This is a genomic window from Dyadobacter linearis (genome assembly GCF_907165045.1).
Taxonomy (GTDB): Bacteria; Bacteroidota; Bacteroidia; order Cytophagales; family Spirosomataceae; genus Dyadobacter; species Dyadobacter linearis.
The window spans coordinates 338,033-351,592 of sequence record NZ_CAJRAU010000003.1 but is presented as its reverse complement, the minus strand read 5'-3'; the positions used below and the strand labels follow the sequence as shown (position 1 = coordinate 351,592).

The following is a 13,560-nucleotide window of genomic DNA, read 5'->3' as shown; positions in this document are numbered from 1 at the left end:
AATGCAAAAGTACTTAATTGTCAGCTCTTCTAGCGTAATTTACAAATTCGAATTTTAAAGAATGTCTTTCGTCGTGCTCGTGCACACTGCGCTCGGTCTCCTGCCAACTCTCCGGTTTAGCTATTTGAAAATACGTGTCGCCGTCAATTTCGGTATGTACTTCCGTAACATATAATCGATCAGCGAGCGGCTGAGCCTGTTTGTATAATTCTCCGCCCCCGATAATAAAAACTTCGTCACGCTCAGTTTCCGCTGCCAGCGCAATAGCCGCTTCGAGTGAATGAGCCACAATAATTCCCTCATAATCAAAATCCGGATTTCGGGTAACCACAATTGATGTCCGGCCAGGTAGCGGCTTTCCGATAGATTCAAACGTTTTCCTACCCATAATCATCGGGTGATTCAACGTCAACTGCTTAAACCGCTTCAAATCGTCCGGCAACCGCCATAACAACTGATTGTCTTTCCCGATAACCCCATTATCGGATACCGCCACTATGATCGCTATTTCCATTTTTCTACAAATGTTTCATCCCTCTGGGATTTGCTTTTTTGCGGCCCCTATTACTGCCGATATATTGTCGCTCTGCGACATTCGTATTATATACAAATTATGACATTCCTGATAAATCGCGTAGCGATGTGAGATCTGTACCCCACCTGCATGCTACCTAACCTTTCTAAAATCGCGTAGCGATGTAATATCTGTAACACACGCGTCGGCTACAGCGTATGTCAAAATCGCGTAGCGATGCAATATCGGTAAGACGGCAGTGCGATGGCACGACACTAGGGTAACTGCCGGATACCGTAGGCATCCCGTCTATGGCTCTAATCAAATACCTTTATTTAGGCTTTTCAAAAATGTATGCCTCGTTGTAGTCAACTGCGAATTCTTCCAGGATTTTCATGTATTCGTCCAGAAACTCTACTTTCCTGTGATGTTCTTTTTGATTTTGAATATAGCGGATCACGTTGTTTACAGCCGATTTACTGTATGAAAACACCCCGTACCCAATCTGCCACTCGAATCTTGAACCGCAATACTCGCGACTATTGATCCATTGCGATGAATCGGCTTTTACATCCTGCATCAAACTTGCGATACTTTGTGTGGTCTGAAATCCTATAAACATATGGACGTGATCCTCCGTGCCGTTGATCGCGAGCATTTTGTGCTTGTTCTTCTGCACTATGCCCGTGATATACTTGTAAAGTTCTGTTTCCCACGCAGGATCAATCAATGCAGCGCGGTATTTAGGTGTAAAAACGAACTGCAGGTGGACTTGCGAATACGTGTTTGCCATTTTTTTAAAATTATAGTGTGTAAAAATTTTCGTTCGACTCAGTCTCAGAGCTTATATCCCCGCAGGAAATCCCCAACCGCCATTTTTTTCTTCCCTTCTAATTGTAACACTTCCACGGCAACCCAACCGTCACCGGTTTTGAAATGCAGAAATGATTTTTGGTCTGTATTAAAATCTCCCGGCGGGCCTGCTTCACTCAGATCCAGCACTTGCGTTTTGAAAACCTTGCAGGAAAGTCCGTTCAATGTGGTCCAGGCGGCGGGGTAGGGAGATAAGCCTCGTACAAAATTATGTATTTCGATGGAAGTCTTGTTCCAGTCTATTTCACAGGTTTCACGGAAGATCTTGGGGGCCAGTTTTATCTTTTTGGATTCATCCTGCGGCTCCTGCGGATATTGTCCTGCTTCAATTGCTCTCACCGTTTTCACCACTAGCCTCGCACCTTTTTCCATTAGCCTGTCGTGCAGCGTACCCGCATCGTCGTCCTCAGAAATAGGCTCTTTATCCTGGAAAATGATCTTGCCGGTGTCGATCTCTTTTTCGATAAAAAAAGTGGTCACGCCTGATTCGGTTTCTCCATTGATCACCGCCCAGTTGATCGGTGCAGCGCCACGGTATTGAGGGAGTAGCGAGCTGTGGAGGTTGAATGTACCTTTCGGCGGCATATTCCATACTACCTCCGGCAGCATACGGAATGCCACTACTACCTGCAAGTCGGCTTTGAACGATCTTAGTTGTTCCAGAAATGCCGGATCGCGTAGCTTTTCAGGCTGCAAAACGGGAATTCCCTGAGATTCTGCGTAGATTTTTACCGGCGAAGCAGTCTGCTTTTGACCTCTTCCCGAAGGCTTGTCTGGCACGGTTACTACCGCCACAACATTAGAATTGCTTTCGACCAGACTTTGTAAACTCGGGACCGCAAACTCGGGCGTTCCCATGAAGATTATCCTGAATGTATTTGACATAGTCACTGTACTGCTTTTCACAAATATGGTGTTACCATTCGCAAATATTATTATTTTTGTCGTTCTTAAACGCAAATTATGTTGAAGTCTAAGTTACATAGCAGCCCAAAAGACAAGGTCTTCTAGCCTGATTCTACGAGTGTAGTTACTCTTGTAGAGCGGTCTTTGAGCCGTTCTTTTTTTTTATCTGGAAATCAAAAAATCATTAAGACAAAAAACCAACAATTAAGGTCATGGCTAAAATTTCATACTATACGGAGGAAGGATTAAACAAGCTGAAAAATGAGCTGAATGATATGAAAACCAAAGGCCGCACGGCCATTGCTGCCCAAATTGCAGAGGCCCGTGATAAAGGAGATTTGAGTGAGAATGCTGAATATGACGCGGCAAAAGATGCGCAGGGAATGCATGAAATGAAAATTGCAAAGCTGGAAGAAATCCTTTCAACGGCGCGGGTGATCGACGAATCGTCTATTGACAACTCCCAGGTTTCGGTGCTCTCGAAAGTGAAGATCAGAAACCGGAAAAACGGAATGGAAGTAACATATATATTGGTTTCAGAAGAAGAAGCCGACCTGAAAACTGGTAAAATATCGGTAGGTTCTCCGATCGGGAAAGGTTTGCTGGGTAAAAAGATAGGGGATACAACCGAAATCAAAGTGCCTGCCGGCGTGATGGAATTCGAGGTTCTGGATATTAGTCGTTTCAGCGAATAGATATTGTATATAAAAAATTTGGATCGTGCGGCCGAAGTGGCATTCACGGTCCAATTTTTTTGTTTCATGGTACATACAACGGCAAAATGAAAATCAAAGGATTCATACTCAGCATTTCGTTTCTCTGGGTGGAAGGTATGGCGATATTTCCTTTTATTTTACTCAAAACCAAAACCCCGGGCCGCTTCCTGATCAACCACGAAAGGATACATTTGAAACAGCAGCTCGAACTCGGGCTGATCCTCTTTTACGCCTGGTACTTCATCGAATATTTAATCCGGCTCGCCCAGTACAAAAAACATTATTTAGCCTATCTTCATATTTCGTTTGAACGCGAAGCTTTTCAGCATCAGTCTGATCTTGAATACCTGAACAAACGTCCATTTTGGGCTTTTTTGAGGTATTTGAAAAGATAAAAGAGCATTGGGCGAAGTTCTTCAGACAAATCACTTTCAATACATTTTCAAATCGATTTATGGCAGACAAGAACACAGAGTTTCTTTATAAGTATTTAAATAATGCGTCCCCAACCGGCTTCGAATCCACGGGTCAGCAGATCTGGCTGGACTATGTCAGGCCCTATATTGATGAGGAAATTATTGACACGTACGGTACCGCTGTCGGCGTTATCGCGGCTGGGCAAAATTACAAAGTGGTGATCGAGGCGCATTCGGATGAAATTTCCTGGTTTGTAAATTACATTTCTGACGACGGCTATATTCACGTGCGCCGAAATGGCGGATCCGATGCTGCGATCGCGCCTTCCATGCGCGTTAATCTGCATACTGCAAAAGGGATTGTAAAAGGCGTTTTCGGTTGGCCGGCAATTCACGTACGCGAGGTGGCCAAAGACCAGGTTCCCAAAGTGCACGAGCTGTTTATAGATGTGGGCGCGGCGAAAAAGGATGAGGTTCTGGAAATGGGCATTCACGTCGGGACCGTCGTGACATTTGCAGACGGACTTGACGAGCTGAACGAAAAATACTATGTAGGCCGCGCGCTGGATAACAGAATGGGCGGCTACATGATCGCGGAAGTGGCGCGTATGCTGCATGAGAACAATGTGCGTTTGCCTTTTACATTATATGTAGTGAATGCAGTTCAGGAAGAAATTGGATTACGCGGGGCGGAAATGATCGCTCGCCGACTGAAACCCGACCTGGCGATTGTAACCGATGTGACCCACGATACACAGTCTCCGATGTACAATAAAAAGGAGCAGGGCGATTTGAAGGCTGGAAACGGGCCTGTAATATGCTACGGTCCGGCGGTTCAGAATAATGTGCGTGACCTGCTGATCAGCGTGGCCGACGAGAAGAAGATTCCTTTTCAGCGCCAGGCAGTAAGTCGCTCGACCGGGACTGACACCGATTCATTCGCCTATTCAACAGAAGGAATTGCATCTGCATTGATCTCATTACCATTGAAATACATGCACACAACGGTAGAAATGGTGCATAAAGAAGATGTGAAAAACGTGATTCAGCTGATGTACGACGTGCTTTTGTCGCTTAAAGGCGATGAAGATTTCAGATATATTAAGTAATTTAGATTGCGCTTCCCGGATGCAAGTCCGGGAAGTTTTTAAGACCCATACAACCCATCTTAACATCAACAAATATGAAAATCACTACAAAATGGACAACCGGGCGCGGGGTAGGGGAGCCTCCATCAATCCCCACAACAAATTCTTCAAACAATCCACCGAGTATACTTCTGAGGACTGGCAGCAATGGGAAGACCCTGAGGTAAATCCCAAAACCCAGTTTATTGAAGAGGAATCCAAAACCTTACTAAGCGTTTCCGACAGTCCCGATCTCGGGAACTTCCATTCCGTAAATCCCTACCGGGGCTGCGAGCATGGCTGTATTTACTGTTACGCGCGCAATTCTCACGAGTATCTTGGCTATTCAGCCGGACTTGATTTTGAGACAAAAATTGTAGTCAAAAAGAATGCACCCCAGCTGCTTGAAAAGCTTTTTAACTCTAAAAAGTGGGAGCCTACCAGCATTCACATTTCAGGGAATACGGATTGCTATCAGCCGGGTGAAAAGAGATATCGCATTACCCGGCAGCTGCTGGAAATTTGTTTGCGTTACCGGAATCCGGTGAGTGTACTGACCAAAAATGCACTGATACTGCGTGATCTCGACCTTTTTGAAAAGCTGGCAAAGCTCAATCTCGTCCATGGCGCTATTTCCATTACTTCATTAAATGAAGACCTGCGGCAAAAGCTTGAACCGAGGACTGTAACCGGAAAACGGCGGTTGCAGGTAGTGAAAGCATTGACCGAAGTCGGGGTGCCGATGGGTGTAATGACGGCGCCGATCATTCCGGGACTAAACGACCACGAAATTCCTGCTATCATCGAAGCCGCTGCCGAAAACGGCGCGCTTTGGGCTAATTATACGGTTGTGAGATTGAATGGAGCGATCGGTACTATATTCGATGAATGGGTGCACCACCATTTTCCTGACCGTGCTGCCAAGGTTTTGAACCAGATCAAGGAATGTCACGGCGGGAATGTCAACGATTCTCGTTTCGGGTACCGAATGGTGGGCGAAGGGAATTTTGCGGAGCATATCAGGCAGCTGCACAATCTGGCTTGCCGGAAACATTTCAAAGGTGGGGAAATACCAGAGCTGGATACCACGCAGTTTATGCGGGCGGGGCAAATGCGGCTGTTTTGATGTTTTTAATGCCACGAATACACGAATGTAACACGAATGAAAACTTCAATTCCGATACTATGAAACTGTCATTATATGCTTTTTACCTAGTCGCCAACATGCTGCTGTTCAATAATTGCGTCAATACCTCCGCCAGTAAAAATCCGGTATTGACAGGAAATGATACGATCAGCACACCAGGTGCAAATGCAGGTTTGAATGTACCGATCACCGGCGCGGACCAAATTTCAGAATATATTCCTTATCTAAAAGGGAAAAAAGTGGGTATTGTGATCAACCAAACCTCTATTATCGGCAGCAAACCGATGGTAGATAGTCTGGTGGCATTGGGCGTAAACGTCGTGGCGATTTTTGGTCCTGAGCATGGTTTCCGCGGAACTGCGAGCAATGGGGATAAGGTAAGTGACAGCGTAGACGAGAAAACGGGCATTCCGGCAATTTCACTTTACGGAAAATTGAAGCGACCTACGAATGAACAAATGGCCAGGCTGGATATTGTGCTGTTCGATATTCAGGATGTGGGCGCGCGTTTTTACACCTATATCAATACCCTCGGCCACGTAATGGAAGCCTGCGCCGAGAATAATAAGGAAATGCTGATTCTCGACCGACCGAATCCCAACGGTTTCCTCGTCGACGGGCCGCTATTGGAGGATCACCTGCATTCAGGCATTGGTATGTACCGCATTCCTATTTCACACGGATTAACGATTGCCGAATTGGCGCAGATGATCAATGGAGAAGGCTGGCTGAAAAACAAGATGCAATGCAAATTAAAGATCATCAAAATCAACAATTACACGCATGATACTCCCTACACCTTGCCGGTACTGCCCTCGCCGAACTTGAATACGCAGCAGTCGATCATGCTTTATCCGCATATCTGCATGTTTGAAGGAACGATCGTGAGCCAGGGACGAGGTACTTACATGCCGTTCACAGTATTGGGCGCACCGTTATTGAAAGACAAATACGCGTTTTCATTTACACCAAAAAGCATAAAGGGAATGAGCGAAACGCCACTGCACCAGGATAAAGCGTGTTTTGGCCTGGATCTCCGGGAATATGATATGAAAGAAATCCGCAAATCCGGGAAGCTGCATCTGGCTTGGCTGATTGAAATGTACAAGGCTTATCCTGACAAAGAGCGCTTTTTCGACAGATCGCAGAGTAAGCAAATGGGCAATTTCGATTTGCTGTCAGGAACTGAAAATTTAAGGAAACAGATCATCGCGGGTACTTCCGAAGAAGAGATACGGAAAAGCTGGGAGTCGGGACTTTCTCAGTACAAAGAGACGCGTAAAAAGTACCTGCTCTACCCCTGAATGCGATATTTCCTAAAAAATTTGAGCGACTGCATGAGCGCGAGCAGGATGAAAATGAGTGAAAAAATGTGTGTCGAAAGCCAGGGACTGAACGTGGAAGTTTTCAGTAATATCTTTTGAAAAACCATTACAAAAAGAAAAACGCCTGTAAATGTGCCTGCCGAAGTGCCGAAAATATAGGCATATTTCTTACTGTCTTTTACTTCAATCAACTCGGCATTAACCAGATACAGGTTCCAGCCCAGCCAAAACGGTATTTGAACCAGATTGATGCAATTCAGGAAAATGCCAAGCAGGAAAGGAGAATAGCCCGATAAATAATCAGGTATTGCTCTATCTCCAACTGCCTCCTGCCCATTGTAAAACGAAACTGCCAGCACCAGCATAAACAGGATCGACAAAATTTCGGTGACTTTTGTAAACCGCTTATGTCGGTGAAGCCAGTTCGCGGCTTTCAAAGTGAGCAGGATAAGCAGGAACTCGACGATCACAACACCCAACAAAAACAGGGTGAGGCTGCTCATTCCCTGCGTTTCATAAATTTTTAATGCGATTACATTGATATAACCAAGTGGCAGCGAACCTACCATACTGACTATAAAACCGACAAGCAAATTTTTCAAATGGACCATTTGCTAAAACCTTTCGAGCTTTTTTACGTGCAATTTATTTTGTCTCAGCATGTCCAGACCTTCCAAAAAAGTCAGGAATCGATGTCCGTTTGCATGGTTGAGTTTGCTGATTTTGAAAAGCATTGAAAAGTGCCGGACGATCTCTTTCCAGGCGGTGAATATAGACTGACCCGGGTCGTAAATGTGGGTAGGCTCACTTCCGGCGCCATTTAGTTCGATAATTGAAAGATTCTGACCGTTTTCCAGTTCCTCTATCGTATTGTATTTCAGGTCAAGCCGACCGTAGTAAAAGTGCGGCACTTGCAGGCAAATCCGGTTCAGAACAGCGGTGAGTTTCTCATTCGCCCAGCAAGTCGCATTCACGAAACGCGAGCCCCGGGCGTGATTTCCGTAAGGTACCAGGTTGAGCCGCTCGCCGGCTGCCGGAATTTCCATCAACTTCGTCCCGTACATTTTCTGCAACGCATTCATTTGCAGATGGTAACGGGGATTTTTTTCGATCAGTTGTTGAATGGTCGAACTTCCGTCTCCGGTCACGATCAGAAACTCTTTGGCGACTATTCCCGTAATTTTGCCGGCTTTCTGATCCGGGAAACGTACATAGAAAATACCGATCTCATTGGGCAGTTCAATGTACTCCTGTATTAAGTAATCAAAATCGACTTTCCGAATATACGCAGCCAGATCGTGCTCGTCTTCAAGCTTTTGAACCGCCATTCCGCGCATTCCGATATCCGGTTTGGCGATCATCGGAAATGAGATATTAGCTGCCATATATCTTTCCCGGACAGAGGCAATCGGTTCGCCGGGCGTGGCGAGAATGGTTTTAGGGTAAAATCCGGCGGGTAGCAGATCGTAAATCTCTTTCTTGGATTCCATCAAAAATCCTCCATTCCTGATAGAAGGATTGGAAGCATTGAAAAAGAAAAAGGACCTGGCGCGCAGCGAATAGAAGAACCAAACGAAGTACATCGGAATATAAACGATCCCGAAAGGCCAGTATTCCCAATGTGTCAATTTATGAAACAGGAGCGAGTACTTTTTCAAAAGATGCCTTTTAAACAGTTATGATAGAATGTGACAACTGCTTTTCCTTTAATAAGTCGTAGTGAAACATTTCAGCTTGATTATCCTCCACAACGGCCTGAGTTATACTGAATGTTTTTACACCACTATCTCTATTGATGATCAAACCATTATCCGGGTTTTCCCGGGCTGTCTGAGAATGGAAATGCTTCATATCTTCCATATCGGCCTCAGGATTTTGTTTTCGGAAATGATCAAACCAAAGTATTCTTTCCTGTTGAATATCAGGCGCATATAAGGTACAGGAAGACCAGATATGGTCCTCAGCGGCAGGTAACTGGATAGATTCCTTTTTTTCTCCATCCCAGCGCAGCTGAAAAAGCGAGTGTTGTTCCAAAAGTATGATCGTAAAAGGCTCAATACCCTGCAAATCATAGTTTTCCCAACAGGAGCTCGGGGAAATTTCAGCTATTATATCCAGCAAGACCAGCCCGCGGCTTTTTCGGTATTGTAATGCTGGCTGATGGGCGAATAATGCGCCATTCAACAAAACGGCTACGTTGCCCAAATCGTCGGCTGCGAACCAGGTGCCGCCCGCTTTCGGGTCTTTTGGAAATGTAATGTGCTTTTGTCCGATCAGGTAAGACGCGGGTGGCAGCGATGCCGGGCGGTCGCGATGTTCGTCACGGTTCGAGGTTAAAATCGCCTTTTTGCCCCTCGCTACATAAGTTACTGTGCACATTGTCTGTATTCGATAGTGGCAGGAGCGAGTCCAAAATTTTCATCTACCTCCACATTATCCATATCCATGACCGCGACCCTGATCAGCGCCTGGTGGTGAATGCAATGTTCAAGGTTATATAGTATCTCCCGGTAATAGTTAGTAGCGATTTTGATCTCCCTACCCGCTACTTTTTGATATAAAGCCAAAAATTTATCAGGCTTGTCAACCGTTTCGCGGATCATTTGAATGCAGCTTCTTGCATAAGAGGGCAGCGTTTCGATAGTAGCATTGCGCTGGCGGCTGTCATAATTGATCTCGCCCCGATCGTACTGAATGAGCAGACATTGAAATACTTCAATAATATGGCGCGTATGCTGCCCGATACTGGACCCGCTCAGTTCGGGGCACGGGAAGTTATATTGCTCGTGCGTGAGTTGACTTAAAAAAGAATCTATTTCGCCTAAGGTATGCCTGACGGATTGGATAAGCATATTGGTGTCAATTTTTAAGGTAAGTGATTTCCCGGTTAAAAAATTATTCCAGCGCCCGGACCTGGCCTGTATCAAAACGAAACATCCCGGGGATAGCTTCCCAGGGATGTTTAATTATTCTCAACGATATTTAATTTAAAGCAAAGTGATTTAGTTTAGGTTATATAATGTGTGCATAATGCAATTTTTTATGCACAAATGCCAATTTTTATCTGATGTACGTATAGCGCAACGAAATAGATTTCTCCAAGTGAAATTCCTGAAAAATAAATTGTGATTCCTTGATTTTTTAGGACAGAAAACAGGCAATTGCCTTAACTAAAAATAGTTCGACAACGCCACTCTCCCAAATTAATGGGGCGAAAGTCAGATTTTCAGGGGTGAAACGGAGAAATCTGTGGGTAAGAGACCAAAAATAGTCAGGTAGTCAGACTTAGGAGAACGTTTTGACTTTGCTCAGCAACTCATTCCGGTTATCATTTGTAATAGGAATTTCAATGTCATTGATCATTACATGTACATAATCAATCGCTGTGATCGCTTCCAGGTTGATGATAAATGATTTGTGTACCCGGAAAAACAGATTCGCCGGCAACTGCTGAAGCATGTTTTTCAAAGTCTCGCGGATGGTGTATTTTTTACCTCTTGTATGCAGTTCCAGGTAATTATCGTCGCTGCGTATGTAGAGGATATCTGAAAGCTGGATCTTGGTGAACATTTGCTTCTCTTTGATAAAAAGCGAATCCTTGATCACCGTCGTATCCTCCTTTTCCTTGCTGCTCGACTCGCCTGCCAGTGCGGCCAGCCGGTAGTTTTTCAGCGCCAGCTTCACGGCTGTATAAACCGTAATTTTTTGGAAAGGCTTTTGTAAAAATGCGTGCGGAGCGGATTGCAACGCTGCATTGACGACCGCAATATCGTCGTGGCTGGAAAGGAACAGGAAAGGAATACCCAGGGTCTCGCGGATATGGTCGGCCAGGTCTATTCCCGTCTGATAGCCATTCAGGTTGATATCAAGTACTGCAAGATGAAAAATCTTGTTGTTCAGCAACTCGATAGCGGTAGGGTAATCGGTAGCAATATCGTTTGCTTCATAACCGAATCCGTTCAAAAGAAATTGAAGGTGCCTGGCTATGATAAAATCGTCTTCGACAATTAGAATATTCATTTTTTTAAAAATGCGCCCGCTATCGGGCGTTGGACAGTGAACTTAATTAGGATTTACGGTAACTGTCTTAAAAATAGCTAGTACTCAGATATTTATCGAATTAATAGAGCGCTTTGACCAAAAAATTCTATCTCCGCTTTTGAGGGTAGACAAAGATGCAATGAATATGTAGGAATAGCAGGTTAAAATTTATAAGTTTTTCAATAAAAACGCCCTTTTTTTCATTGCTCAATGCGTTTTGTGGCGCCCGGTTGCCAGGAATAGAATTGTAACTATAATAAGCCCCGAGAAGAACCATAGACTTAATACTACATTGTAGTAGACGATGGCAATCAGGCACACGGACGAGAGTAAAAGTGCTACGGCGGGGAAGAAAGGGTAGGCGGGGACGATGAACGGACGTTCCAGTTCCGGTTCTTTTTTTCGGAGCGCAAATAGGGCCGCCATACTGATCATGTACATCACCACCGCACCCAGTGCCGCCAGTATAATAACCTGATCGGTCGTGCCCAGGACCAACGCGAGACAACCCGCCACTCCTCCGGCGATCAGTGACCAGTGCGGGGTTTGGAAACGGCGGTTTACAATGCCGAGAAACGCAGGCAGGTAACCGCTTCTTGCCAATGCATAAATCTGCCGGGAATAGCCGATGATCGTTCCGTGAAAAGAAGCGATCAGTCCGAAAAGTCCGAGGCTCGCAAAAAGCTGCGTCAGGCTATTGTCCCGCCCCAGCACGATACCCAATGCAGCCGGCAGCGGGTAATCGATCTCGCTCAGCGACTGCCAGGGCGCAATGCCGCCGGTCACGATCATCACAGAAAGTGCCAGCACCACGAGCGTGAGAATACCATATATATAGCCTCGAGAAATTGTTCTTTTGGGATCTTCCACTTCCTCAGCCACCATCGCTACGCCTTCGATCGCGAGGTAAAACCAGATCGCGAAAGGCAATGCCGCAAATACGCCCGGCCAGCCAAACGGCATCGGGTCGGTCACGAAAGTTGCATAGGAAAAGCTGGGCGCTACGATACCGATATAGACTAGTAACTCTCCGACAGCGAGCAAAGTCACGACCAGTGAAAAGAGCGCAGATTCCTTGATACCCAGCAGATTGATCAGGATAAAAATACCATAACAAGCGAATGCAACGTGCAATACTTCGAGCGACGGGTACAAAAAATGGGCATAACTGCCCAATGCAAAAGCAATAGCCGGCGGCGTGACGAGAAATTCAATGAGCGTCGCATAACCGGCGATCAGCCCGCCCCACCAGCCGAATGCCCGGTGCGCATAGGCAAACGGCCCGCCAGCGTGCGGAATGGAAGTAGTAAGTTCAGTAAAGCTGAAAATGAAAGTGACGTACATCAGCGTTACCACCAACGTCGCGATCAGAAAGCCGATCGTCCCCGAAACACCCCAGCCGTAATTCCAGCCAAAATATTCACCCGAAATAACCAGTCCGACCGCAATTGCCCAGAGGTGGATCGGCTTTAAAACTTTTTTAAGCGAGGCACTTTGTTCGGAGGACATGCAGGGTTGGGTTAGCGTTACATAATGCTTAGCGGGGCGCCGTTCGCAGGTAATCGCCCATTTCTCTCACTTTGTCTGTATTCAGATAATCAACGCCCATCGACATGAGTGTGCGCCACGAATTGATATTGTCAGGAGTCGCCCATAACCTTACTTTCTTGCCCGAATCGTGAACCTGGCCGATCACTTTTTGCAAAACTTTCTTTTCTTTTTCGGTTAAAGGGCCTTCTCCGTTCCATTTGGAATACTTCTGAAAAGACTGACTGATCAGCCCGATCCTTTTCAGCTGCTCCGGCGTGTAGGTATTTTCGGGGCGGCCATCGAAAAAAATGTAGGAAGGATATTCGCCAAACTGAGCCGGGGCGGGAAGGTTACCGCTGATCACGATTTTCACGGAACCTGACGGGGCAAAGATCTGCTTGTGCGGGTCCAGTAATTTCACCAATGCAGCCAGCGTCTCAGGCCCCGACGTTTTCAGGTCGATCAGCAATTGTAGCGGCACGTTTTGCTGCGGGTAGATATTGCCACCGTTTTTCTGAGTTTGTTCCAGGATCGGTTGGAGGTACAATGCGGCAAACGTCCGTTTGCGATTGATCTCTTTCTGGTCATGCGCCACGTACAGGCTGTCGTCTACTAAAAATAGATCCGCTTCGATAGAGCCGAACTGCTGCTCGTAAGCATCAAAAAATGGCTTTTTTCTCGTGTAATCATTGTGCGAATGCGCCTGAGCAGTCGTGTATGCTTTGATATTTTGTGTAAAAGCAAGGGGCGCAAAAAGTAATACAAACAGGGTGGTGAAGGTCAATCTCATATCGTTGTTACAGAACAGGTAAGCCCAAATCTGATTGAGAACACAATCTTCTTCGGTTTCATTTATAAAGCAAGAATTTTCTTCGGAAATAGAAGCCCAAATCAAACAAATTTGCAACGGGCTCGGAGATGCGTTGAGAATATCATTATTTTAGCCAAACTTATCGCATTCCTGC

15 protein-coding genes are annotated in these 13,560 nt (G+C 45.7%); 5 read left to right on the top strand and 10 right to left on the bottom strand.

The window, feature by feature from the left end; all coding sequences use genetic code 11:
- Nucleotides 1-13: 13 nt before the first annotated feature.
- From KOD92_RS11920 to fmt, 3 genes are all read right to left on the bottom strand, one after another.
- The gene (locus KOD92_RS11920; protein WP_215233797.1) at nt 14-514 is read right to left on the bottom strand and encodes a dihydrofolate reductase; all 501 of its coding nucleotides are present in this window, start codon (nt 512-514) and stop codon (nt 14-16) included.
- Between the two features lie 331 nt (nt 515-845).
- Complete coding sequence (tnpA, locus tag KOD92_RS11915) at nt 846-1,307, bottom strand: IS200/IS605 family transposase (RefSeq protein WP_215233796.1); 462 nt, start codon at nt 1,305-1,307, stop codon at nt 846-848.
- A 44-nt stretch (nt 1,308-1,351) separates the two neighbouring features.
- Nucleotides 1,352-2,272 (bottom strand): methionyl-tRNA formyltransferase, encoded by a 921-nt coding sequence (fmt, locus tag KOD92_RS11910; protein WP_229254646.1) that lies wholly within the window; start codon nt 2,270-2,272, stop codon nt 1,352-1,354.
- Nucleotides 2,273-2,505: 233 nt separating this feature from the next.
- Here fmt and greA point away from each other — a divergent pair, with 233 nt between their 5' ends.
- The 5 genes from greA (at nt 2,506) to KOD92_RS11885 (ending at nt 7,003) form a co-directional block, all read left to right on the top strand.
- Complete coding sequence (greA, locus tag KOD92_RS11905) at nt 2,506-2,988, top strand: transcription elongation factor GreA (protein ID WP_215233795.1); 483 nt, start codon at nt 2,506-2,508, stop codon at nt 2,986-2,988.
- 86 nt (nt 2,989-3,074) lie between these two features.
- Nucleotides 3,075-3,404, top strand: a complete 330-nt coding sequence (locus KOD92_RS11900) for a hypothetical protein (RefSeq protein WP_215233794.1) — start codon at nt 3,075-3,077, stop codon at nt 3,402-3,404.
- Nucleotides 3,405-3,463: 59 nt separating this feature from the next.
- Complete coding sequence (locus KOD92_RS11895) at nt 3,464-4,534, top strand: M42 family metallopeptidase (protein ID WP_215233793.1); 1,071 nt, start codon at nt 3,464-3,466, stop codon at nt 4,532-4,534.
- Between the two features lie 91 nt (nt 4,535-4,625).
- Nucleotides 4,626-5,678, top strand: a complete 1,053-nt coding sequence (locus KOD92_RS11890) for a PA0069 family radical SAM protein (protein WP_215233792.1) — start codon at nt 4,626-4,628, stop codon at nt 5,676-5,678.
- A 59-nt stretch (nt 5,679-5,737) separates the two neighbouring features.
- A complete protein-coding gene (locus KOD92_RS11885; RefSeq protein WP_229254645.1) occupies nt 5,738-7,003 on the top strand; it encodes an exo-beta-N-acetylmuramidase NamZ family protein in 1,266 nt (421 codons plus the stop codon).
- Here KOD92_RS11885 and KOD92_RS11880 read toward each other — a convergent pair.
- The 7 genes from KOD92_RS11880 to KOD92_RS11850 all read right to left on the bottom strand — a co-directional run bounded on the left by KOD92_RS11880 (nt 6,994) and on the right by KOD92_RS11850 (nt 13,385).
- A complete protein-coding gene (locus KOD92_RS11880; protein WP_215233791.1) occupies nt 6,994-7,635 on the bottom strand; it encodes a hypothetical protein in 642 nt (213 codons plus the stop codon). The two genes, KOD92_RS11885 and KOD92_RS11880, sit on opposite strands and share 10 nt — an antisense overlap.
- Nucleotides 7,636-7,638: 3 nt before the next feature.
- The gene (locus tag KOD92_RS11875) at nt 7,639-8,682 is read right to left on the bottom strand and encodes an ATP-grasp domain-containing protein (protein ID WP_215233790.1); all 1,044 of its coding nucleotides are present in this window, start codon (nt 8,680-8,682) and stop codon (nt 7,639-7,641) included.
- 10 nt (nt 8,683-8,692) lie between these two features.
- Nucleotides 8,693-9,403: an NRDE family protein gene (locus KOD92_RS11870; protein WP_215233789.1), complete on the bottom strand. Its 711-nt coding sequence runs from the start codon at nt 9,401-9,403 to the stop codon at nt 8,693-8,695.
- Nucleotides 9,391-9,876: a DinB family protein gene (locus KOD92_RS11865; protein ID WP_215233788.1), complete on the bottom strand. Its 486-nt coding sequence runs from the start codon at nt 9,874-9,876 to the stop codon at nt 9,391-9,393. Before KOD92_RS11865 ends, KOD92_RS11870 begins: the two co-directional genes overlap by 13 nt.
- Before the next feature lie 433 nt (nt 9,877-10,309).
- Nucleotides 10,310-11,044 (bottom strand): LytR/AlgR family response regulator transcription factor, encoded by a 735-nt coding sequence (locus tag KOD92_RS11860; protein ID WP_215233787.1) that lies wholly within the window; start codon nt 11,042-11,044, stop codon nt 10,310-10,312.
- Nucleotides 11,045-11,272: 228 nt separating this feature from the next.
- Nucleotides 11,273-12,574, bottom strand: coding sequence for an ethanolamine permease (eat, locus tag KOD92_RS11855; RefSeq protein WP_215233786.1), 1,302 nt, complete (start codon nt 12,572-12,574; stop codon nt 11,273-11,275).
- 28 nt (nt 12,575-12,602) lie between these two features.
- Entirely contained in the window at nt 12,603-13,385 is a 783-nt protein-coding gene (locus KOD92_RS11850; RefSeq protein ID WP_215233785.1) for a phosphatidylinositol-specific phospholipase C/glycerophosphodiester phosphodiesterase family protein, read from the bottom strand.
- Nucleotides 13,386-13,560: the final 175 nt, after the last annotated feature.

Excerpts from the sequence above, each read along its gene's own strand:
- KOD92_RS11920 (WP_215233797.1), bottom strand. The coding sequence starts at position 514 with ATGGAAATAGCGATCATAGTGGCGGTATCCGATAATGGGGTTATCGGG.
- tnpA (WP_215233796.1), bottom strand. The coding sequence starts at position 1,307 with ATGGCAAACACGTATTCGCAAGTCCACCTGCAGTTCGTTTTTACACCT.
- fmt (WP_229254646.1), bottom strand. The coding sequence starts at position 2,272 with ATGTCAAATACATTCAGGATAATCTTCATGGGAACGCCCGAGTTTGCG.
- greA (WP_215233795.1), top strand. The coding sequence starts at position 2,506 with ATGGCTAAAATTTCATACTATACGGAGGAAGGATTAAACAAGCTGAAA.
- KOD92_RS11900 (WP_215233794.1), top strand. The coding sequence starts at position 3,075 with ATGAAAATCAAAGGATTCATACTCAGCATTTCGTTTCTCTGGGTGGAA.
- KOD92_RS11895 (WP_215233793.1), top strand. The coding sequence starts at position 3,464 with ATGGCAGACAAGAACACAGAGTTTCTTTATAAGTATTTAAATAATGCG.
- KOD92_RS11890 (WP_215233792.1), top strand. The coding sequence starts at position 4,626 with ATGGACAACCGGGCGCGGGGTAGGGGAGCCTCCATCAATCCCCACAAC.
- KOD92_RS11885 (WP_229254645.1), top strand. The coding sequence starts at position 5,738 with ATGAAACTGTCATTATATGCTTTTTACCTAGTCGCCAACATGCTGCTG.
- KOD92_RS11880 (WP_215233791.1), bottom strand. The coding sequence starts at position 7,635 with ATGGTCCATTTGAAAAATTTGCTTGTCGGTTTTATAGTCAGTATGGTA.
- KOD92_RS11870 (WP_215233789.1), bottom strand. The coding sequence starts at position 9,403 with ATGTGCACAGTAACTTATGTAGCGAGGGGCAAAAAGGCGATTTTAACC.
- KOD92_RS11865 (WP_215233788.1), bottom strand. The coding sequence starts at position 9,876 with ATGCTTATCCAATCCGTCAGGCATACCTTAGGCGAAATAGATTCTTTT.
- KOD92_RS11860 (WP_215233787.1), bottom strand. The coding sequence starts at position 11,044 with ATGAATATTCTAATTGTCGAAGACGATTTTATCATAGCCAGGCACCTT.
- eat (WP_215233786.1), bottom strand. The coding sequence starts at position 12,574 with ATGTCCTCCGAACAAAGTGCCTCGCTTAAAAAAGTTTTAAAGCCGATC.
- KOD92_RS11850 (WP_215233785.1), bottom strand. The coding sequence starts at position 13,385 with ATGAGATTGACCTTCACCACCCTGTTTGTATTACTTTTTGCGCCCCTT.